Annotated in this window: 17 protein-coding genes; 15 read left to right on the forward strand and 2 right to left on the reverse strand. The window is 66.3% G+C overall.

The features are described 5' to 3' along the window. Positions 1-150: 150 nt before the first annotated feature. A complete protein-coding gene (locus FLL57_RS06535) occupies positions 151-603 on the forward strand; it encodes a hypothetical protein (protein ID WP_013503078.1) in 453 nt (150 codons plus the stop codon). A 48-nt stretch (positions 604-651) separates the two neighbouring features. Here FLL57_RS06535 and FLL57_RS06540 read toward each other — a convergent pair whose 3' ends face one another. Further along, a complete protein-coding gene (locus tag FLL57_RS06540) occupies positions 652-2,775 on the reverse strand; it encodes a hybrid sensor histidine kinase/response regulator (RefSeq protein WP_142882447.1) in 2,124 nt (707 codons plus the stop codon). 215 nt (positions 2,776-2,990) lie between these two features. Between FLL57_RS06540 and FLL57_RS06545 the strand changes: the two genes are divergently transcribed. The 11 genes from FLL57_RS06545 to FLL57_RS06595 all read left to right on the forward strand — a co-directional run bounded on the left by FLL57_RS06545 (position 2,991) and on the right by FLL57_RS06595 (position 16,727). Then, complete coding sequence (locus FLL57_RS06545; RefSeq protein WP_013503076.1) at positions 2,991-3,302, forward strand: c-type cytochrome; 312 nt, start codon at positions 2,991-2,993, stop codon at positions 3,300-3,302. A 105-nt stretch (positions 3,303-3,407) separates the two neighbouring features. Beyond that, positions 3,408-4,547: an acyl-CoA dehydrogenase family protein gene (locus FLL57_RS06550; protein WP_047309105.1), complete on the forward strand. Its 1,140-nt coding sequence runs from the start codon at positions 3,408-3,410 to the stop codon at positions 4,545-4,547. Between the two features lie 135 nt (positions 4,548-4,682). Beyond that, positions 4,683-5,837 (forward strand): acyl-CoA dehydrogenase family protein, encoded by a 1,155-nt coding sequence (locus tag FLL57_RS06555; RefSeq protein ID WP_142882448.1) that lies wholly within the window; start codon positions 4,683-4,685, stop codon positions 5,835-5,837. 159 nt (positions 5,838-5,996) lie between these two features. Continuing rightward, positions 5,997-6,647: a glutathione S-transferase family protein gene (locus FLL57_RS06560; RefSeq protein WP_013503073.1), complete on the forward strand. Its 651-nt coding sequence runs from the start codon at positions 5,997-5,999 to the stop codon at positions 6,645-6,647. Between the two features lie 167 nt (positions 6,648-6,814). After that, on the forward strand, positions 6,815-7,639 hold the full coding sequence (locus FLL57_RS06565) for a helix-turn-helix transcriptional regulator (protein WP_013503072.1): 825 nt from the start codon (positions 6,815-6,817) through the stop codon (positions 7,637-7,639). Between the two features lie 120 nt (positions 7,640-7,759). Then, on the forward strand, positions 7,760-8,626 hold the full coding sequence (locus tag FLL57_RS06570) for a 3-keto-5-aminohexanoate cleavage protein (RefSeq protein WP_142882449.1): 867 nt from the start codon (positions 7,760-7,762) through the stop codon (positions 8,624-8,626). 165 nt (positions 8,627-8,791) lie between these two features. Beyond that, entirely contained in the window at positions 8,792-10,396 is a 1,605-nt protein-coding gene (locus tag FLL57_RS06575; RefSeq protein ID WP_047308913.1) for an AMP-binding protein, read from the forward strand. Positions 10,397-10,577: 181 nt separating this feature from the next. Beyond that, positions 10,578-12,200 carry an acyl-CoA carboxylase subunit beta gene (locus FLL57_RS06580; protein ID WP_047308912.1) on the forward strand — a complete coding sequence of 541 codons (1,623 nt, stop codon included), beginning with the start codon at positions 10,578-10,580 and terminating at the stop codon, positions 12,198-12,200. Next, the gene (locus FLL57_RS06585) at positions 12,197-14,182 is read left to right on the forward strand and encodes an acetyl-CoA carboxylase biotin carboxylase subunit (RefSeq protein ID WP_185966193.1); all 1,986 of its coding nucleotides are present in this window, start codon (positions 12,197-12,199) and stop codon (positions 14,180-14,182) included. Before FLL57_RS06580 ends, FLL57_RS06585 begins: the two co-directional genes overlap by 4 nt. Before the next feature lie 9 nt (positions 14,183-14,191). Beyond that, positions 14,192-14,971 carry an enoyl-CoA hydratase/isomerase family protein gene (locus FLL57_RS06590; protein ID WP_047308910.1) on the forward strand — a complete coding sequence of 260 codons (780 nt, stop codon included), beginning with the start codon at positions 14,192-14,194 and terminating at the stop codon, positions 14,969-14,971. A 217-nt stretch (positions 14,972-15,188) separates the two neighbouring features. Then, positions 15,189-16,727: an AMP-binding protein gene (locus tag FLL57_RS06595; protein ID WP_142882450.1), complete on the forward strand. Its 1,539-nt coding sequence runs from the start codon at positions 15,189-15,191 to the stop codon at positions 16,725-16,727. A 153-nt stretch (positions 16,728-16,880) separates the two neighbouring features. Here FLL57_RS06595 and FLL57_RS06600 read toward each other — a convergent pair whose 3' ends face one another. Next, on the reverse strand, positions 16,881-18,149 hold the full coding sequence (locus tag FLL57_RS06600; protein WP_142882451.1) for a serine hydrolase domain-containing protein: 1,269 nt from the start codon (positions 18,147-18,149) through the stop codon (positions 16,881-16,883). A gap of 231 nt (positions 18,150-18,380) precedes the next feature. Here FLL57_RS06600 and FLL57_RS06605 point away from each other — a divergent pair, with 231 nt between their 5' ends. The 3 genes from FLL57_RS06605 (at position 18,381) to FLL57_RS06615 (ending at position 21,277) form a co-directional block, all read left to right on the forward strand. After that, positions 18,381-19,292: an intradiol ring-cleavage dioxygenase gene (locus FLL57_RS06605; RefSeq protein WP_142882452.1), complete on the forward strand. Its 912-nt coding sequence runs from the start codon at positions 18,381-18,383 to the stop codon at positions 19,290-19,292. A gap of 24 nt (positions 19,293-19,316) precedes the next feature. Next, positions 19,317-20,150, forward strand: a complete 834-nt coding sequence (locus FLL57_RS06610) for an aldo/keto reductase (RefSeq protein WP_185966194.1) — start codon at positions 19,317-19,319, stop codon at positions 20,148-20,150. 182 nt (positions 20,151-20,332) lie between these two features. Further along, complete coding sequence (locus tag FLL57_RS06615) at positions 20,333-21,277, forward strand: DMT family transporter (protein ID WP_047307518.1); 945 nt, start codon at positions 20,333-20,335, stop codon at positions 21,275-21,277. Positions 21,278-21,293: the final 16 nt, after the last annotated feature.

Raw genomic sequence — 21,293 nt, forward strand, 5'->3', positions numbered from 1 at the left:
GGCGGGTGCGACAACTGGCGCGTTCAGGTTTTGGCCTCCAGCGTACATAGATTTTACCCGTGAATTACGATCCGGCACCCAGGTTCCCGCAACTTTTGCCGGAAACTGCAGTTTAACCGACCACATTCAACGGCTCACAGGATGTGCTCCATGACGAAAACTGCTCTGGTACTCGGGACCGTCGCGACCCTTGCGGTCGCCACCGTTGCGGCGCCGGCTCCGGCCGAAGCCCGTAACGGCATCGGGCCTCTCATCGGCGGTCTCGCCGCCGGTGCGCTGATCGCCGGTGTCGCCTCGTCGGCCTATGCCTATGGTCCGGGCTACGGCTATTACGGCGGCGGTCCGTACTACGGTGGCTACGGCTATGGCCCGCGTTATGTCGGCTATTACGGCGGCCCCGGTTATTACGGGGGGCCCGGCTATTACGGCGGGCCGCGCTATTACTATCGGCCGCGTCCAGTTTACTACGCCCCCCGTTCGTATTACCGGCCGTATCGCGCCTATGGCTATTACGGAGCGCCGGTGATCCGCGCCGGATACGGGCCCGGCCTGCGTCCGCGAGCGATCCATCATCGGCACTGGCATCACCATCGCCGCTGGTAACTCTGGCGACCGCTGGAGCGGAGGCTCTCCGCTCCAGCGCCCTCACGGTCAAGATTTCGGTCGCGTCGCAGGCTGTTGCTGAGCCTGCGCCAGCGCGTCGCGCATGTTTTCCAGCGTGTAGGGTTTCTGCAGTAGCAGAAAGCCTTCGCTGAGTGCCGACGCCGAGCGGTCGCTGTAGCCGGACGCCAGCACCACCGGGGTTTCCGGATGATGCTCTCGGATCAGCCGCGCCAGTTCCAGCCCGCTCATGCCCGGCATGACGATGTCGCTGAACACCAGATCGATGTCCTCCCGCCGGTTGAGCACCTCGACCGCAGCTTCGGCACAGTTTGCCGGGACGACCGAGAAGCCGCATTGCGTCGCATAATCGGCGGCGACTGCGGCGACGTCCGGATGATCTTCGACCAGCAGAAGAGTCTTTGGCGCCTCGCCGTTGAAGACGGGCACATGAGCTTCCGAATCCTCGCGGGCCGGCGTTTCCGACGACAGCGGCAGAAACAGATCGAACCTTGTGCCGCGGCCGAGTTCGCTCTCGACCGTGATGGCGCCGCTGGATTGCTGCACGAAGCCGTAAATCTGGCTGAGGCCGAGACCGGTGCCGCGATCGACCGGTTTGGTGGTGAAGAACGGCTCGAAGATCCGCTCGCGAATGTCGTCCGGGATGCCGACGCCGGTGTCGGCGAACGACAGGATGGCGTAGCCGCCGCTGAGCCGGCGCGGACCGAAATTCTTCAGCGTCTCGGTGTGGATCGAGATGGTGATGCGGCCGCCATCGGGCATCGCGTCGCGCGCGTTGAGGGCGAGATTGAGCAGCGCGATCTCGAATTCGTTGGGATCGATCGTCACCACCACCGGCTGGTCGGGCGGCTCGATCACGATGCCGATCTCGCTGCGTACCGACTGCCGCAGCACGTCGGCGAATTTGTTCACCGCATCGCCGAGATCGACCGCTTGCGCCGCGACATTGTGCCGGCGTGAGAACGACAGCAATTGCCGGGTCAGGGCGGTGCCCTTGGCGACTGCGGAATCGATCATGTCGAAGCTGCGGATGTCCTGCAGGTCGCTGTGCCGGCGTCGCAGCTTCTGCACCGAACCGCCGACCACCATCAGCAGGTTGTTGAAGTCGTGCGCGACCCCGCCGGTGAGGCGGCCGAGCGATTCCAGCCGCTGCGCCTGCTTCAGGGCGTTCTCCGCGACGAGACGGCGGTCGGCCTCTTCGTACAGCTTCTGCGTCCGCCGCATCGCCAGCAGCACGATCGCGATCAGCGCGGCGGTTGCCGGCAGGCCGACCAGCAGATAGGCGCCGATCTGCGCCAGCCACATCGACCGGATCGCGCTGGTCTCGAGTCCGGCGAACACATAGACCGGCAGGTCGGGCAGCTTGCGGAACGCGACGCGGCGCTCGATGCCGTCGAGCGACGACACCGTGGTCATTCGCCCCTCGCTGCGGCCCTCGCGTATCGCCTGACCGACGATGCCCTCCGGCTTCACCGCCACGTCGCTGCCGTCGATCTCGGGCATCCGGGCGAGGATCGCGCCGTCCTCGCGGACCAGCGACGCGAAGCTGCCGTCATCACGACCGACTTTGGCGTAAAATCCCTCGAAATAATCCGGCAGCACCGAGGTCTGGATCACGCCGGCGAAGCGGCCGTCCGGCGTGTTGCGGCGCCGGCCGACGCTGAAAAACGGTGCGCCGTCGAACGGCGGTCGCGGCTGCAGCACCCGGCCGACGTAAAGGCCGATGTCCTGGTCGCGATGGGCGCGGAAGTAATCGCGATCGGACAGATCCGGCCGCGGCGACGGGAACTGCATGGTATTGACCAGCGGACGGCCGGTGCTGTCGAAGATCCACATCGACTTGATTTGTTCGGAGCCGCCGGCCAGCCGCTTGAGGCGTTCGTGCAGCGTGGGTTCGGCGGCGCGGATATCCTCGTCCGACATGCCGCGGACGATCTCGGCGGTCTCCGCCATCGAGCGCTGCACCGACTCGAAGATCTTCAGCGCGTGCTCGGTGATAATGTCGCGTGTCTTGTCGATCTGGCGGTCGGCATTGGCCTCGTTGGTACGATACGACAGCCACGCGGCATAGCTGAACAGCGCGACCGGCAGCACCACGGAGGCGATCAGGATCGCGCGGAGCAGCCGAAGCGAATCACGTTGCGCGGTCAGCATGAGCCGGGAGGTCCAAAGCGAGGCCTGTATTGATCAATAATGCACCTTTTGGGACCGAAGAAAACGCCGGCCGGCTGCGCGGGGTAGGGCGGCGGTTGCCCGCGATCCCCGCCCTTCGACCATCTATCGCCTCGCCGCAGGTTGAAGTAAACAGCGGAACTTGCTGTGATTTGCCCGGCGGTCTCGGCCGCCTCGCAGAAGACGAGGGACCGTCGATGCGCGTTTTGACTCTCGGCCTGTCGTTGCTGCTGATCGCCGGCGTGTCGTCCGCACGGGCGTCGGATGTCGGCAACGGCGAGATCTTGGCCAAGCGCTGGTGCACCGGTTGTCACGTCGTCTCCGACCAGCAGCGCAAGGGCAGCGACATGGCGCCGTCGTTCGCGGCGATCGCGTCGCAGCCGAGCTTCAACGAGGAGAGGCTGGCGTTCTTCCTGCTCGAGCCGCATCCCAAGATGGCCAACATGGCGCTGAGCCGCAACGATACCAAGGATCTGGCGGCCTACATCGCGCAGCAGAAGCATCCGTGACGCTCGGCGCGGCCGCGGCGTAGCGGCCAGCGCCTCGACGCAAGGCGGTTCCGTGCTTTCCCGGCATCCTCGACGTCGCGTGAAGCCGACCGCGGGTGCTTAGGATTGACCAGCTCACTGTTCTACACCGCCGACCACGTCGCGTTCCGCGACGTCGTCCGGCGTTTCGTCCAGAATGAAATCGAGCCGTTCGCCACCGAATGGGACGAGGCCGGCGGCTTCCCGCGCGAGCTGTACGAAAAGGCCGCCGCGATCGGGCTGCTCGGCCTCGGCTTTCCGGAAGAATACGGCGGCACGCCGTGCGATCAGTTCATGTGGATCGTCGCCACCCAGGAACTGGCGCGGGCGGCGGCCGGCGGCGTCAGCGCCAGCCTGAACAGCCACTCGATCGGCGCGCCGCCGATCGCGCGCGCCGGCTCGGCCGAGTTGAAGGCCCGGGTGCTGCCGGAAATTCTGGCGGGCAAGAAGATCTCGGCGCTGGCGATCACCGAGCCGTCGGGCGGCTCCGACGTTGCGAACCTGCGCACCCGCGCGGTACGCGACGGCGACCACTACGTCGTCAACGGTGAGAAGACCTTCATCACCTCCGGGATGCGCGCCGACTACATCACCACCGCGGTGCGCACCGGCGGCGAGGGCCCGGGCGGAGTCAGCCTGCTGCTGATTCCCGGCGACACGCCGGGGCTGACGCGCACGCCGCTGAAAAAGATGGGGTGGTGGGCGTCCGACACCGCGACGCTGCATTTCGACAACTGCCGCGTGCCCGCCGGCAATCTGCTCGGCACCGAGGGCGCCGGCTTCATGATCATCATGATGAACTTCAACAGCGAGCGGCTGACGATGGCGGCCGGCTGCATCGCCGCCTCGAAGGTCTGCCTCGACGAGGCGATCGCGTATGCCAAGCAGCGCGTCACCTTCGGCAAGCCGCTGGTGAAGCATCAGGTGATCCGCCACAAGCTGGTCGACATGGCGCAGAAGATCGCTGCCTCGCAGGCGATGCTGGAACTGCTGGCCTGGCGGGTCGATCAGGGCGAAAGCCCGATCGCCGAAATCTGCATGCTGAAGAATCAGGCGACCCAGACGATGGCGTTCTGCGCCTCCGAGGCGGTGCAGATCTTCGGCGGCGCCGGCTATATGCGCGGCGTCAAGGTCGAGCGGATCTATCGCGACGTCAAGGTCAACGCCATCGGCGGCGGCACCGAGGAAATCATGAAGGACCTCGCCAGCCGGCAGATGGGGCTTTAGCCTCACATCGTCATTCCGGGGCGCGCGCAGCGCCAACCCGGAATCCCGAGGTGATCGAGAAGAACGACAATAACGAGCGAGATTCCGGGTTCGCCCGCTTGCGGCGTGCGCCCCGGAATGACCAGGGAAGAGACAATGCTGTTCAACCAAGACCACGACGAACCGCGCCGCATTCTGCAGAAGTTCATTCAGAGCGACATCAATCCTCACGTCGACGAGTGGGAGAACGCCGGCATCTTCCCGGCGCACGAGCTGTTCAAGAAGCTCGGCGATCTCGGCTTCCTCGGGCTGAACAAGCCGGTCGAATATGGCGGGCAGGGGCTCGATTACTCCTATGCGCTGATGATGGCGGAGGAACTCGGCGCGATCAATTGCGGTGGTGTGCCGATGGCGATCGGGGTGCAGACCGATATGGCGACGCCGGCGCTGGCGCGGTTCGGCTCCGACGAGCTGCGCAAGGAGTTTCTGGCGCCGTCGATCGCCGGCGACTACGTCGCCTGCATCGGCGTGTCGGAGCCCGGCGCCGGCTCGGACGTCGCAGGAATCAAGACCACGGCGAAATCCGACGGCGACGACTACGTGATCTCCGGCGGCAAGATGTGGATCACCAACGGCACCCAGGCGGACTGGATCTGTCTGCTCTGCAACACCGGCGAGGGCCCGGTGCATCGCAACAAGTCGCTGATCTGCGTGCCGATGAAGACCAAGGGCGTGACGATCGCGCGCAAGCTCGACAAGCTCGGGATGCGCTCGTCCGACACCGCGCAGATCTATTTCGACGAGGTGCGGGTACCCAAGCGCAACCGGATCGGCGAAGAGGGACTCGGTTTCACCTATCAGATGGTGCAGTTCCAGGAGGAGCGGCTGTGGGGCGCGGCGGCGTGCCTTAAGGCGCACGAAAAGACGATCCAGAACACCATCGACTACACCCGTGGTCGCAAGGCGTTCGGCAAGCCGCTGCTCGACAACCAGATGATCCATTTCCGGCTCGCCGAGCTGCAGACCGAGGTCGAGCTGCTGCGCTCGCTGGTGTATCGCGCCGCCGAAGCGCTGGTCGCCGGCGAGGACGTCACCGGGCTCGCCACCATGGCCAAGCTGAAGGCGGGCCGTCTGGGCCGCGAGATTCCCGACGCCTGCCTGCAATTCTGGGGCGGCATGGGTTTCATGAACGAGACGTTGGTGAGCCGCTCCTATCGCGACAGCCGCCTGACCGCGATCGGCGGCGGCGCCGACGAGGTGATGCTCGGCATTCTGTGCAAGATGAACGGCACGCTGCCGGGGAAGGCGTAACTGGTACGAAGACCTCACCCTGAGGAGCCCGGCATCGCCGGGCGTCTCGAAGGGTGAGCGACGTGTGGCTCATGGTTCGAGACGCGCGCCAGGGCGCGCTCCTCACCATGAGGTCAGTGATTGGTAAAAGCGAAGACAAAGGGAGGCGACGGTCGCAACATGATCACGCTATATCACTGCCACGGCGCGCGGTCGTTCCGGCCGTTGTGGATGCTGGAGGAGATGGGGCTCGACTACGAGCTGAAGATGCTGCCGTTTCCGCCGCGGGTGTTCGCCAAGGAGTATCTGGCGATCAATCCGCTCGGCACCATCCCGTTCATGATCGACGGCGAGACGAAGATGACCGAGTCCTCCGGCATCTGTCAGTATCTCGGCACGCGCCACGGGCCGACGCCGCTGGTGGTCGGGGTCGATGATCCGGCCTACGGGACTTATCTCAACTGGATGTTCTTCTCCGATGCGACGCTGACCTTCCCGCAGACTCTGGTGCTGCGCTACGGCACGCTGGAGCCGGCGGAGCGGCGCCAGCCGCAGGTGGTCGAGGACTACGCCAAGTGGTTCCTCGGCCGGCTGCGCGCCGTCGAGGCGGCGGCCGGGCAGAGCGAATACCTCTGCGCCGGCCGGTTCACCGCCGCCGACGTGGTGATCGGCTACGCGCTGAGGCTCGCCGGCAATCTCGGCCTCGCCAAGGAGTTCGGCCCGAACGTCGCGGCCTATTGGGCCCGCCTGCAGCAGCGTGACGGCTACCAGCGGGCGCTGGAGGCGGAAACCCGCGCCGGCGAGGCCCAGCAGGTGCCGAAACGCGCCTGAATCCTCCCTGATCCGGCCCCCGGGCGCGGTTTCCCGCCCGGGACGGAATTTCCGCGTCATCTCGCCCGGTGACAACGCCCGAGGTTGCTGTATTGTCGGCGGTGCTCCGCGAAGAGGGCGCCGCAGAACGATGCGGGAACGGGCGACAACCCGCCCCGGGAGGACCGATGACGAACGACGATTGTCCGGTTTCCGGACATTTGATGCTGATCAGCCCCGAACGCGTGTTTTATGCCGGCCTGCTCGGCCGTCCGCGCCGCCGTACCAGCGGCGGCTATGCGATCTACGTCTCGATGCAGGGCACCTTGCGGGTGACGATCGAGGGCCGGCCCGAGCAGGTCGGCGCAGTCGCGTTCGTGCCGCCTTATCTGCCGCACAATGTCGAATCGGATTCGCGCTGCATCATCAGCCTGATCATCGAGCCGGAAACCGTGCTGCCGGCGCCGATGGCTGCGCTGGGCGCTCGGATCGGCGGGGCCGGCGCGCTGGCAATGGCGAGCCGGATCCGGCAGGCCTATCAGGCACTGGTGGCGACCGGCCGCCGCGACGGCTTCACCACCACCGAATTCGACAACCTGGTGTTCGGCGAGCCGCTGCCGGCGCGCGCGATCGACCGCCGCGTCGCCCGCGCGATCGCTCGCCTCAATGACGTCGGGACCGACACGGTGACGGCCGAGGATTGCGCCGGCGCCGCCAACCTGTCGCAGTCGCGCTTCCTGCATCTGTTCAAGGACGAGACCGGCGTGTCGTTTCGTGCCTTCCGCGCCTGGAAGCGGGCGCGGCACCTGCTGCACTTCGTCAATTCCGATATCAACCTCGCGCATCTGGCGCAGGACATCGGCTATCCGGACTCGACGCATTTCAGTCACTCTATCCGGCGGTTCTACGGCCTCCAGCCGCGCGCGATCTTCTCCGGCTCGCGCGATCTGGCGATCTGGCGCAGCGATCCGCACGCTCTGCGCGCCGGCGAATTGCGGCACGGTCGCACCTAACCACCGCACTCAGCGCGTCGGCGCAAGATACGCCGACGCCTGCTCAGCATCATTCCAGCCAACATGGTTCGCGCCGCAGACATTTGCGGCGTAGCAGCAACCTGAAAGGGCTGGAAGCGAATGAGCGACAAGGCGGTGATCACCTGCTCGCTGAACGGCGTGCTGACCGATCCGAAGCAGCACCATGTGCCGGTGACCCCTGAACAGATGGCACGAGAGGCCAAGGCGGCCTACGATGCCGGCGCCGCCATCGTTCACATCCACCTGCGCGATCAGCGCCCCGACAAGGGGCATCTGCCGAGCTGGGATGTCAGCGTGTCGCGCGAGATCCAACAGGCGATCCGCGAGGCCTGCCCGGGCATCATCATCAACCACACCTCCGGCACTTCGGGCCCCAACTACCAGGGCCCGCTCGCCTGCATCCGCGAGACCAGGCCGGAGATCGCCGCCTGCAACGCCGGCTCGCTGAACTATCTGAAAGTGAAAGCCGACAATAGCTGGGCCTGGCCGCCGATGATGTTCGACAACTCGGTCGAGAAGATTCAGGACTTCCTCGACGCGATGAAGGATGCCGGCACCATTCCGGAATTCGAGTGCTTCGACGTCGGAATCGTGCGCTGCGTCGGGATGTATGTGCAGACCGGGATGTATTCCGGGCCGCTCGAATATAATTTCGTGATGGGCGTCGCCTCCGGGATGCCGGCCGATCCGGAATTGCTGCCGATCCTGCTCAAGCTGAAGCGGCCCGAGGCGCATTGGCAGGTCACCGCGATCGGCCGCGCCGAGATCTGGCCGCTGCACCAGGCCTGCGCCGACCTCGGCGGCCATCTGCGCACTGGTCTCGAAGACACGTTCTATCTGGCGAGCGGCGAGAAGGTGACTTCGAACGGCCAGTTGATCGAAGAGATCGCCGGCTGCGCACGGCGGGCCGGGCGTGCGATCGCTTCGCCCGAAGAGGCGCGCAAGATCTTTGGTGTGCTGCACTAATCACGAGTCATTCCGGGGCGCGCGTAAGCGCGAACCCGGAATCCCGAGATGTTCTGCCACCGTCGAGATTCCGGGTTCGCCGCTGCGCGGCGCCCCGGAATGACAACCGATAAGCATCGCACATCAAGCAGCCGGAAGAGCTGCCTCACCTCGAGGGAGTAAACCATGACCAGTCTTGAAGCGACCGGCGGCGTGCCGGGACCGGGGCGGATCGGCCGCGTGGCGATCGGCGACATCTTGCGCAAATCGGCGAAGCGGTTTCCGAACCGGATCGCGCTGACCGACGGCGCCCGTCAGGTCAGCTACGACGAACTTGAACGCGACGCCAACCGCTTCGCCAACGCGCTGGTGGCGCGCGGGCTGAAGCCGGGCGCGAAGATCTCGACGATCTGCAACAACTCGGTCGAGTTCGTCAAAGCGCTGTTCGGCATTCACCGGGCGGGCCTGGTCTGGGTACCGATCAACACCATGCTCGGCCCGGACGACATGAGCTACATCCTCGACCACGCCGAGGTGAAGGTCGCGGTGATCGACGACAATCTGTTCGGCCAGCCGGAACGCCGCGCGGCGCTGGAGGCCCGCGGCATTGAACTGATCGCTGTCAATCTGGCCGGCAAGGCCGCCGACACCGGGCTGCCGACCTTCGATCAGCTTCTCGACGGCCAGTCCGAGATCGAGCCCGAGGTGGCGTTCGACGACCGCGATCTGGCGATGATCATCTACACCTCTGGCACCACCTCGCGGCCGAAGGGAGCGATGCACGGCCACCTCGCCGTGACGATGGCGGCGATGAGCAACGCCATCGAGATGCACCTGTCGCGCAACGACGGCATCACCGGGCAGTTTCCGCTGTTTCACTGCGCCGCCCACGTCGTGCTGCTGTCCTATCTGATCGTCGGCGGCAAGATGGCGCTGATGCGCGGCTTCGATCCGGTCGCCTGCATGGAGGCGATCCAGCGCGACAAGCTCTCCGTCTTCATCGGCCTGCCGCTGATGTATCAGGTGATCCTCGATCATCCGCGGCGCAAGGAATTCGATCTCTCCAGCCTGCGCTGCTGCATCTACACCATGGCGCCGATGCCGCGGCCGCTGCTGGAGCGTGCGATCGCCGAGCTGTGTCCGACCTTCGTGCAGCCGTCGGGGCAGACCGAGATGTATCCGGCGACGACGATGTCGCAGCCGGACCGCCAGCTCGAACGCTTCGGCAACTACTGGGGCGAGTCGACGCTGGTCAACGAGACCGCGATCATGGACGATTCCGGGAACCTGCTCGGCGTCGGCCAGATCGGTGAGATCGTGCATCGCGGCCCTAACGTGATGCTCGGTTATTACAAGGATCCGGAGGCCACCGAGGCCGCGCGAAAATTCGGCTGGCACCACACCGGTGACCTGGCGCTGATCGACGAGCACGGCGAGGTGCTGTTCCTCGACCGCAAGAAGGACATGATCAAGTCCGGCGGCGAGAACGTCGCCTCGGTCAAGATTGAGGAGACGCTGCTGGCGCATCCGGCGGTGATGAACGCCGCGGTTGTCGGCCTGCCGCATCCGCAATGGGGCGAGGCGGTGTCCGGCTTCGTCAAGCTCAAGCCCGGCGCGCAGGCGACCGAGGCTGAGATCATCGAACACTGCAAGAAGCATCTCGGCGGCTTCCAGGTGCCGAAGCTGCTGCGCATCGTCGACGAGATGCCGATGACCGCGACCGGCAAGCTGCGCAAGGTCGAGCTGCGCAACGCGTTCACCGATCACTTCATGCTCGGGCAGACGGGATGAGTGCTCGTTGTCGTCATTCCGGGGCACGCCGCAAAGCGGCGTGAACCCGGAATCCCGACGTAAAGGGCACTTCGAGATTCCGGGTTCGCGACCTGCGGTCGCGCCCCGGAATGACCAACGAAGCGAAGAGGTTCCAGAACGCAGCCGTTGATGGGCGCTCTGGATGGCAAGGACAACGTGAATGGCAATCATCGAATCCACCGTGGCGCCGGGGAGTGAGGGCTTCAGGGCCAATCGCGACGGCATGCTGGCGCTGATCGAGCGGATGCGGATGCTGGAGGCGCGGGCGCGGACGCTGTCGTCGGCCTCCGCCGAGCGCTTCCACAAGCGCGGGCAATTGCTGCCGCGCGAGCGCGTCGCGTTGGTCCTCGATCCGGGCACGCCGTTCCTCGAACTGTCGACGCTCGCCGGCTACATGTTCGACACGGCCAATGCCGACAAGAGCGTGCCCGGCGGCGGCGTGATCGGTGGCATCGGCTATGTGGCCGGCATCCGCTGCATGATCAGCGCCAACGATTCCGGGATCGATGCCGGTGCGCTGCAGCCGTTCGGTCTCGACAAGACGCTGCGGATTCAGGAACTGGCGCTGGAGAACAAGCTGCCGTTCGTGCAACTGGTCGAGAGTGCCGGCGCCAATCTCTTGCGCTACCGGGTCGAGGACTTCGTCCGCGGCGGCAATATTTTCCGCAACCTGGCGCGGATGTCCGCCGCTGGGCTGCCGGTGGTGACGGTGACGCACGGCTCGTCGACTGCGGGCGGCGCGTATCAGACCGGCCTGTCCGACTACATCGTGATGGTGCGCGGCCGGACACGGGCGTTCCTCGCCGGGCCGCCGCTGCTCAAGGCCGCGACCGGCGAGATCGCCACCGAGGAAGAACTCGGCGGGGCGGAGATGCACACTTCGATCTCCGGTCTCGGCGATTACCTCGCCGAAGACGACCGGGACGCGCTGCGGATCGCGCGCGACATCATGGCCGGGCTGCCATGGGACCGCTCCGGTCCGGGGCCGGATCCCGCGACCTATCACCCGCCGCTGTACGATCCGGAAGAACTGCTCGGCATCATGCCGATGGATCACAAGCGTCCGGTCGATATGCGCCAGGTGATCGCACGGATCGTCGACGACTCCGACTTCACCGAGATGTCGCCGAACTACGGCCCCGCCACGGTGGTCGGCCAGGCGCGGATCGCCGGCATGGCGATCGGCATCATCACCAACAACGGTCCGCTCGATCCGGCCGGCGCCAACAAGGCGACGCACTTCATCCAGGCGTGCTGCCAGTCGCGCACCCCGATCCTGTATCTCAACAACACCACCGGCTACATCGTCGGCCGCGCCTATGAAGAAGCCGGCATGATCAAGCACGGCTCCAAGATGATCCAGGCGGTGACCTCGGCCACCGTGCCGCAGATCACGATCTATTGCGGCGCCTCGTTCGGAGCCGGCAACTACGGCATGTGCGGCCGCGGTTTCCATCCGCGGTTCTGCTTCTCCTGGCCCAACGCCAAAACCGCTGTGATGGGCGGCGAGCAGGCCGCCGAGACCATGGGAATCGTCGCCGAAGCCGGCGCGGCGAGAAAGGGCGTGCCGCTCGATCGCGAAAAGCTCGATCAGATGAAGGCCGGCATCACCGCGGTGTTCAACGGCCAGATGGACGTATTCGCGACCTCGGCGCGGATGCTCGACGACGGCGTGATCGATCCCCGCGACACCCGCGCGGTGCTGGCCGAAGTGCTGGCGATCTGTCGTGAGAGCGAAGCGCGTGAGCCGCAGCGCATGCAGTTCGCGGTGTCCCGGCCATGAGTGTGACCCGTATGTTGAAGCTGACGCCTTTCTCCAAGATCCTGATCGCCAACCGCGGCGAGATCGCGCTGCGGGTGATGCGCAGCGCCCGCCGGCTCGGCTATGGCGTGGTGGCGGTGTATTCCGACGCGGATGCCGACGCCGCCCATGTCCGCTCGGCGGACGAGGCGGTGGCGATCGGCGGCGCGCAGCCGTCGCAATCGTACCTGAAAATCCCGGCGATCATCGCTGCGGCGAAGACCGCCGGCGCCGACGCGGTGCATCCCGGCTATGGCTTCCTCGCCGAGAACGAGGACTTTGCCGCGTCGTGCCGCGACGCGGGTCTGGTGTTTATCGGGCCATCGGCGGAATCGATCGCCGCGATGGGCAACAAGGCCGGCGCCAAGGAGATCATGCTGAAGGCCGGCGTGCCCTGCGTGCCGGGCTATCAGGGCGAAGACCAGAGCGACGCCGCGATGATCCGCGAAGCCGAGCGGATCGGCTTTCCGATCATGATCAAGGCGGTGGCCGGCGGCGGCGGCCGCGGCATGCGGCTGGTCAAGGACGCCGCGGCGCTGGCGGACGCGTTGCGCAGCGCGCGCTCGGAAGCGCAAAGCGCGTTCGGCGATCCGACCGTGATCCTGGAGCGCGCGATCCTGCAGCCGCGCCACATCGAGATTCAGGTGTTCGGCGATCGCTACGGCGCCGCCATCCATCTCGGCGAGCGCGACTGCTCGGTGCAGCGCCGCCACCAGAAGCTGATCGAGGAAGCGCCGTCGCCGGCGGTCTCGGACGTGCTGCGCGAACAGATGGGCACCGTCGCGGTGAATGCCGTCAAGGCGATCGGTTACGAAGGCGCCGGCACGCTGGAATTCCTGCTCGACAGCGAAGGCAACTTCTACTTCATGGAGATGAACACCCGCCTGCAGGTCGAGCATCCGGTGACCGAGGCGATCACCGGGCTCGATCTGGTCGAACTGCAGCTCCGCATCGCCGCCGGCGAACCGCTGCCGCTGCGCCAGGACGACGTGACGTTCAAGGGCCACGCGATCGAGGTGCGGCTGTGTTCGGAGGATGCCGATCACGACTTCATGCCGCAATCGGGCAGGATGGCGCTGTGGCGGATGCCGGCCGAGCTGCGCGTCGAGCATGCGCTGCAATCGGGCGCGGAGATCCCGCCGTATTACGACTCGATGATCGCCAAGGTCATTGCGGTCGGCGCCAGCCGCGACGAGGCGCGGCGCAAGCTGATCCATGGTCTCGACGGCACGATCGCGTTCGGTGTCACTACCAATCGCGGCTTCCTCGCCGCCTGTCTGCGCCACAAGGCGTTCGCGGCCGGCGAGGCGACCACGGCGTTCATCGCGGCGCACCGCGACGAGCTGGTGCGGGCGCTGCCGGACGATGCGGTGCCGGCCGCTGCGGTCGCCGCGCTGCTGCTCTACGTCACCGATCCCTACGCCCCGCCGCATCGGCCCGGCCGGTCGCTGGCGGCGGTGTTTCCGACCCGGCTCAAATTCGAGCTCGACGGCGCGGAGCAGGCCTGCGAGGTGGTGCGCGAACGCGACGGCAGCTACGTCGTCACGCAGGACGGGCAGCCGATCAGCTTCGTGATCGAGGAGTTGTCGGCGAACGGCATCCGCTTCCAGGCCAAGGGGCTCGGCGAATCCGCGGTGTTTCACCGCGCCGGTGACCGGCTGTTCGTGCAGCGGCTCGGCGTGCAGAACAGCATTGTCGATCTCACCCGTGCGGCGCCGCAGAGCGCGGCGCGCGGTGGTGGCGACGGCAAGCTGCGCGCCGCGCTTAACGGCCGCGTCGTCGCGGTGCTGGTCAAGGCCGGCGACCGCGTCGAGGCCGGCCAGCCGGTGCTGACGCTGGAAGCGATGAAGATGGAGCATGTGCACAAGGCCCCAAGCTCTGGCATCATCGCGATCGATGTCGCCGAAGGCGAGCAGGTCACCGCCGGCCGCATCGTCGCCGAGATCCAATCCGCTGCCGAGTGAGAGACTGCCATGAGCAACGACGCCGTGATCATCGACAAGCGCGACAATGCGCTGTGGATCACCATCAACCGTCCCGACAAGCGCAATGCCATCAACGCCAGCGTGGTCGAGGGCATCACCCGTGGTTGGAAGCAGGCGCATGACGATGCCGAGGTGCGGGTGATCGTGCTCACCGGCACCGGCGACAAGGCGTTCTGCGCCGGTGCCGACCTGCAATCGACCGGGGCGGCGTTCTCGTTCGATTTCTCCAAGCCGAATGTCGATTATGCCGATCTGCTGCGGCTGGCGCAGAATTCGACCAAGCCGTCGATCGCCCGGGTCAACGGCACCTGCATGGCCGGCGGCATGGGGCTGTTGTGCATGACCGACATGGCGGTGGCGGCCGACAACGTCGTGTTCGGCCTGCCCGAGGTGAAGGTCGGGGTGTTTCCGATGCAGGTGATGAGCCTGCTGCAGGACATCGCGCCGCGCCGGCTGATCGCCGAATGGGCGCTGACCGGCGAGCCGTTCGACGCGCAAGCCGCGCTGGCGGCTGGCCTCCTCAACTACGCGGTGCCGACGGCTGAGCTCGACGCCAAGGTCGACTGGCTGGCGAAGCGGCTGACCGACAAATCGCCGACCGCGATCCGCCGCGGCAAATACGCGATGCGCGCGATCGCCGCGATGTCCTTCGACGAGAGCATCGCCTACACCGAAAGCCAGATCGCACTGCTTGCGATGACCGAGGACGCCAAAGAGGGCCTGAAGGCGTTCGCCGAGAAGCGCAAGCCGGTGTGGCCGGGGAAGTGACCGCCGCAGGCGGTCATTCAGGGGGCGCACAACTTTCCTCGAGTCATTCCGGGGCGTCCGCCGCAGGCGGACGAACCCGGAATCTCAGCCGTGCCTTGAACATCGAGATTCCGGGTTCGCGAGCTGTCGCTCGCGCCCCGGAATGACGAGTGGATGGTGTGATGACCTTACAGCCACGGCGCAGCAAGCGGCGGGCGCGAAGCGAGGGAGGACGACGATGCTGGCATCCGAGATGATCCGGCGCGGCGCTGTGTATCACGGGCCGAAGACGGCGGTGATGTTCGGCGATCAGCGCATGACGTTCACCGAGGTCGACCTGTTGTCGAACCGGATCGCCAACGTCTTCATCGACACCTTCAAGCTCGAGGTGGGCAGCCGGGTCGGGATGCTGCTGAACAATTCGATCTACACGCTGCCGATCGATTTCGGCTTCGTCAAATCGCGGCTGTCGCGGGTGCCGCTGAACTCGCGGCTGTCGCTGGTCGAACAGCAGCAGATGCTGGAAGGCGCCGGGGTCTCGATCCTGATCCACGGTACCGACCTGACCGAGCGGGCGCGCGAGCTGGCGCAGGCGATGCAGGGGTTGAAGCTGATCAGCATCGGCGGTCCGGATGCGGACGATCTGCTGCAGCTCGCTCAGGCGCAGCCGGATACGCCGCCGGCGCGGCGCTGCGAGCCGGACGACATCGTCATCACCATCTTCACCTCCGGCACCACCGGCAAGCTCAAGGCGGTGGAGCACACCCAGGCGAGCTGGGCGGCGATGGCCACCAACGTGCTGATCAACATGGAGGTCGGCGAGGGCGATGTGATGCTGCACGCCGCCTCGATGATCCACGCCTCGGGCTGTTTCATCGTGCCGTATTGGCTGCGCGGCGGCGTCGCCGCGGTGCTGCCCGGCTTCACGCCGGCGAGCTATCTCGACGCGGTCGAGCGCTGGAAGCCGACCGCGCTCAATCTGGTGCCGACCATGATCGGCATGCTGCTCGATCATCCCGGCATCGAGCAGGCGGACTTTGCGAGCGTGAACAGCATCATCTATGGCGCCTCGCCGATGCCGCGGCCGGTGATGCAGCGGGCGCTGAAGCTGTGGGGGCCGCGGTTCGCGCAATATTACGGCCAGTCCGAAGCGCCGATCTTCATCACCCATCTGACGAAATCGGATCACGTCGGGCCGAAGGCGGAGCAGCGGCTGGCGTCCTGCGGTCGGCCGTCGATCGACTGCGAAGTCAAGCTGGTCGATGAGGCCGGCGAGGAGGTCGCGCCCGGCGAGGCCGGCGAGATCGCGCTGCGCACGCCGTTCGCGATGAAGGGCTATTACAACGCGCCGGAGCTGAACGCGCAGATGTTTCTGCCGGGCGGCTGGCTGCGCACCCGCGACGTCGGCCGCTTCGACGAGGACGGCTATCTGTATCTGGTCGACCGCACCTCCGACATGATCGTGTCCGGCGGCTACAACGTCTATCCGCGCGAGGTCGAGGACGCGCTGGCGGCGCATCCGGCGGTGCGCGAGGTGGTGGTGGTCGGCCTGCCGGACGATAAATGGGGCGAGAGCGTCGCGGCCTTCGTGGCACTGCGCCAGGGCGCCAGTGCCGAGGAGGCCGAACTGATCGCCTTCGCGCGGGAGCGGGTGGCGAGCTACAAGGTGCCGAAGCAGGTCCGCTTCATCGACGAGGTGCCGAAGAGCCCGGTCGGCAAGCTGCTGCGCCGCGCGGTGCGCGATCCGTTCTGGCAGGGGCGGGAGCGGAAGATTTGAGGCTGCGCGGTTATCGCGCTCCGCTCTCTCCGCGTCATTCCGGGGCGCTCACGAAGTGAGCGAACCCGGAATCTCTGCGGTGCACTGAAGGTCGAGATTCCGGGGTCGCGAGCTGCGCTCGCGCCCCGGAATGAAAGCGGAGGCTGTGCTAGGCTACACGTTGCTCTGCGTGATCGCACTGTACACCAACGTACGCAGTTCGCGGCGGATCGGGTAGGCGCTGGAGGGGATGAGCTGGGTCATGAAGATGGTGATCAGCTCTTCGGCCGGATCGATCCAGAACGCGGTCGAGGCGGCGCCACCCCAATAATATTCGCCGGCCGAGCCCGGCAGCAGCGTCAGCGCCGGGTTCATGTTGACGGCGAAGCCGAGCCCGAAGCCGATGCCGGCGTTGGTGGCTTCGGAGAACATCGACAGCGACATCTGGGTCAGGTCGCGATTGCCGGGCAAATGATTGCTGGTCATCAGCTTCAGCGTCTTCGGCCCGAGCAGCCGGACGCCGCCGAGTTCGCCGCCGTTCAGTAGCGCGCGGCAGAAGGTGAGATAGTCGGCCGTCGTCGACACCAGTCCGCCGCCGCCGGAGATCAGCGCTGGCGGGCTCAGGAAGCTCGAGGTTTCCGGATCGTCCGACAGCGTCATGCCGCCCTTGCCGTCGGCGGTGTAGCAGGCGGCCAGCCGCTGCGCTTTCGCAGGCGGCACGTAGAAGTCGGTGTCGGTCATGCCGAGCGGATCGAGGATGCGCTGCTTGACGAACTGCTCGAACGGCATGCCGCTGATCTTCTGCACGATGTAGCCGATGATGTCGGTCGACACCGAGTAGCTCCAGGCGTCGCCGGGCGAGAACTCCAATGGGATCTGCGCCAAATCGGCGATCCAGGAATCCAGCGTCCCGGCCTTCTCGAACGCGCCGATGCCCTTGTCGCGATAGGCGGCGTCGATATTGGTGCGGTTCTGGAAGCCGTAGGTCAGGCCGGAAGTGTGGCGCAGCAGGTCGACCACCTGCATCGGCCGCGCCGGCGGCTTGGTCAGGAAATACGGCGCGATGCCGGCCTGGAACACGCCGAGATTGGCCCATTGCGGGATGTACTTGACCACCGGATCGTCGAGCTGCACCCGACCTTCCTCGAACAGCATCATCAGCGCCACCGAGGTGATCGGCTTGGTCATCGAATAGATGCGGAAGATGGTATCGTCGCGCACCGCGACCTTGCGTTCGACGTCGGCGAAGCCGAGCGAGGACTGGTACACGATCTGTCCGCGGCGATACACCAGCGTCTGGGTACCGGGCAATTTGCCGGAATCGACATACAGCCGCCGCAGATGGTCGTCGATCCGGCGCAGCGCGGCCTCTGACATGCCGGCGCTGGCGGCCGATCCGATGGTCGGCGTCGAGGATTGGGCAAGTGCGGCTTGGCTCGGCATCGCTTCACTCCTGAAGATCGTGGATCGTCCGGTTGACGGTCCCGGATTCTGGGATGGTTCGCTCGGGCGCCTTTGATATCGGAAAACCGTGACGCGTCCTATCGGCCGTGTGCGGATCGGCGGAGCGAACAGGTCTCTCCTTCCGCGCATGCCGGCCTTCCGCGGCTGCGCTTACCGCGACGGGAAGCATGGTGTACCGTCGCCGCCTCTCCAACGACATCTGAGCGGGATATGCCTCAATTCGACGAGACCGACCTCACCGAGGCGGTCGTCAAGAGCTTCGACGAAACCCCCGATCCGCGCATGAAGCTGTTGATGCGCGAACTGGTGCGCTCGCTGCACGACTACGTCCGCCGCACCGGCCTGACCTTCGAGGAATGGGAGAAGGCGATCGATTTTCTCACCCGCACCGGGCAGAAATCCACGCCGAGCCGGCAGGAATTCATCCTGCTGTCGGATGTGCTCGGGGTTTCGATGCTGGTCGATGCCGTCAACCACCGTGACCGCGCCGGCGCGACGCAGACGACGGTGCTCGGACCATTCTATGTCGGCGAACACAGGCCGATGCCGCGCGGCGCCGACATTTCTCAAGGCGTCGACGGCGAGCCGATGTATGTCGAGGCTCGCATCACCGATCTCGACGGCGCGCCGATCGCCCAGGCCGCGGTCGACGTCTGGCACGCCGACGACGACGGCTTCTACGATTCCCAGAAACCCGGCTATGCCGAGCGCGGCCCGTCGCTGCGGGCGCGGTTCACCACCGATGCGGACGGCCGGATCGCGTTCCGCACCATCCTGCCGTGCAGCTACCCGATCCCGATCGACGGCCCGGTCGGCGACCTGATCCTTGCGGCGCGGCGGCATCCGATGCGGCCGGCGCACGTGCACTTTCTGATCAGCGCTCCTGGTTTCGAGCCGCTGGTCACCCATGTCTTCATCGAAGGTGATAAATATCTGGAATCCGACGTGGTGTTCGGGGTCAAAGAGGAACTGATTTCCAACGTGGAATTGCGCAATGATGCGGTGATGCCCGATGGCCGCGCAGCCGCGGTGCCGTGGCATTTGATGACCTACGAGTTCCGGCTGAAGCCGGGCCAGGGGGCCGCGCCGCGGCCGATGATGGCCAGCACGGCGTCATCGTGATGGGAGTGGATGGTGACTGGGGACATGCGCAGATTCGGCCGGATGGGGCCGAAGCTGGCGCCGATCGGGCAGGGCACCTGGTACATCGACCAGGGTGACCGCGCGTCGGCGATCGCCGCGCTGCGGCGCGGCCTGGATCTCGGCCTGACGCATATCGACACCGCCGAGATGTACGGCGACGCCGAGCCGCTGGTCGCCGAGGCGATCGCCGGCCGGCGCGACGAGGTGTTCCTGGTTTCCAAAGTGTTACCGGGCAACGCCTCCCGCCGCGGCACCATCGCGGCCTGCGAGCGCTCCCTGGCGCGGCTCGGCACCGACCGGCTCGACTGCTATCTGCTGCATTGGCGCGGGCATTATCAGCTCAGCGAGACGGTGGCGGCGTTCGAGGAGCTGGTTGCCGCCGGGAAAATTCTGTCATGGGGCGTCAGCAATTTCGACGCCGGCGATTTGCGCGAGCTGCACCGGATCGCCGGCGACGGCAAGATCGCCTGCAATCAGGTGTTGTATCATCTGCTCGAGCGGGCGATCGAACACGCTGTGATTCCGTGGTGCGAAGCCCATGGTGTCGCGGTGACGGCATATTCGCCGTTCGGTCACGACGAATTTCCGGCGCCGCGCAGTCCGGCCGGTCGCCTGCTGCAGAGCATCGCCGATGCTCATGGCGCCACCCCGCGCCAAGTGGCGCTGGCGTTTCTGACCCGGCGGCCGTCGGTGTTCGCCATCCCGAAGGCGTCCAGCATAACCCACGTCGCGGAAAATGCCGCCGCAGCCGGGCTGCAGCTCGCCGACGACGTGATTGCCGCGATCGACCAGGCCTGCCCGCTCGGGCCTGAGCCGGCCAGCCTGCCGATGTTGTGAGCTGCGTGCCCGTGCTGGGACGAGGTGCTGAGCCGTCGACGCGGGGACCGGCCGCATGACCGAGCCGCGATTTCGGCACTTGTGCCGGCGCGGCGAACATCGTTTTGTCGGATTGTTAGTAGATCGGATCTCCGCCCGCGGAGCCGCCCAGCCTTCTGTCATCCCCAAAGCGTTATCGAGCCTTGACCGTCACCTCGCCAAGTAACGACGCCGTGCGCCGGCTGACCCATCGCCATGCCGACCACCCGCTGCGCGGTATCGCGCTGATCGTCGGCTCGACGGTGTTTCTCGCCTGCTCGGATACGCTGGCCAAATATCTCGGCCGGACGCTGCCGCCGGTCGAGATCGGCTGGATCCGGTTTCTGGTGTTCGTGCTGATCATGATCCCGGTGGCGCTGGCCTCCAAGGAGGCGCCGCTGCGCTCGGCGCGTCCGAAGCTTCAGGTGCTGCGCGCGCTGGCGCTGGTGGCGTCGTCGGTGCTGTTCATCACCGGTTTGCAGTTCCTCCCGATCGCCGAGGCTTCGGCGACCTCGTTCGTGGCGCCGCTGTTCGTCACTGCGCTGTCGATTCCGCTGCTCGGCGAGCACGTCGGCATCCGGCGCTGGATCGCGACGCTGGTCGGCCTCGTCGGCGTGCTGATCGTGATCCGGCCGGGCTCGGCGGCGTTCGATCCTGCGGTCGTTCTGCCGATCCTGTCGGCGCTCGGCTGGGCGCTGACGCTCACCTTGACGCGGATGATCAGCGGTGCCGATCGCGCCGTGGTGACGATGTCGTTCTCCGCGGTGGTCGGATTCGTCACCCTGAGCGCGCTGGTGCCGTTCGTCTGGGTGACGCCGAGCTGGCACGACATCGGCATCGGTCTGCTGGTCGGGCTCGCCTCGACGATGGGGCAGTGGGTGGTGGTGCTGGCCTATCGTTATGCGGACGCCTCGGTGCTGGCGCCGTTCACCTATAGCCAGCTCGTCTGGGTCTCGTTTCTCGGCTTCGGCGTGTTCGGCGAGGTGCCGGATCTGTGGACCTTCGCCGGCGCCGCGGTGATCATCGGCAGCGGCATCTATACGGCGCATCGCGAGAGACTGCGCCGCCGGCAGCCGGCCCTGCCGTCGGAGCCGTATCCGAGCCCGTGAGCTGACGCAGCAACGG

This window comes from Rhodopseudomonas palustris, assembly GCF_007005445.1.
GTDB classification, from domain to species: Bacteria; Pseudomonadota; Alphaproteobacteria; order Rhizobiales; family Xanthobacteraceae; genus Rhodopseudomonas; species Rhodopseudomonas palustris_G.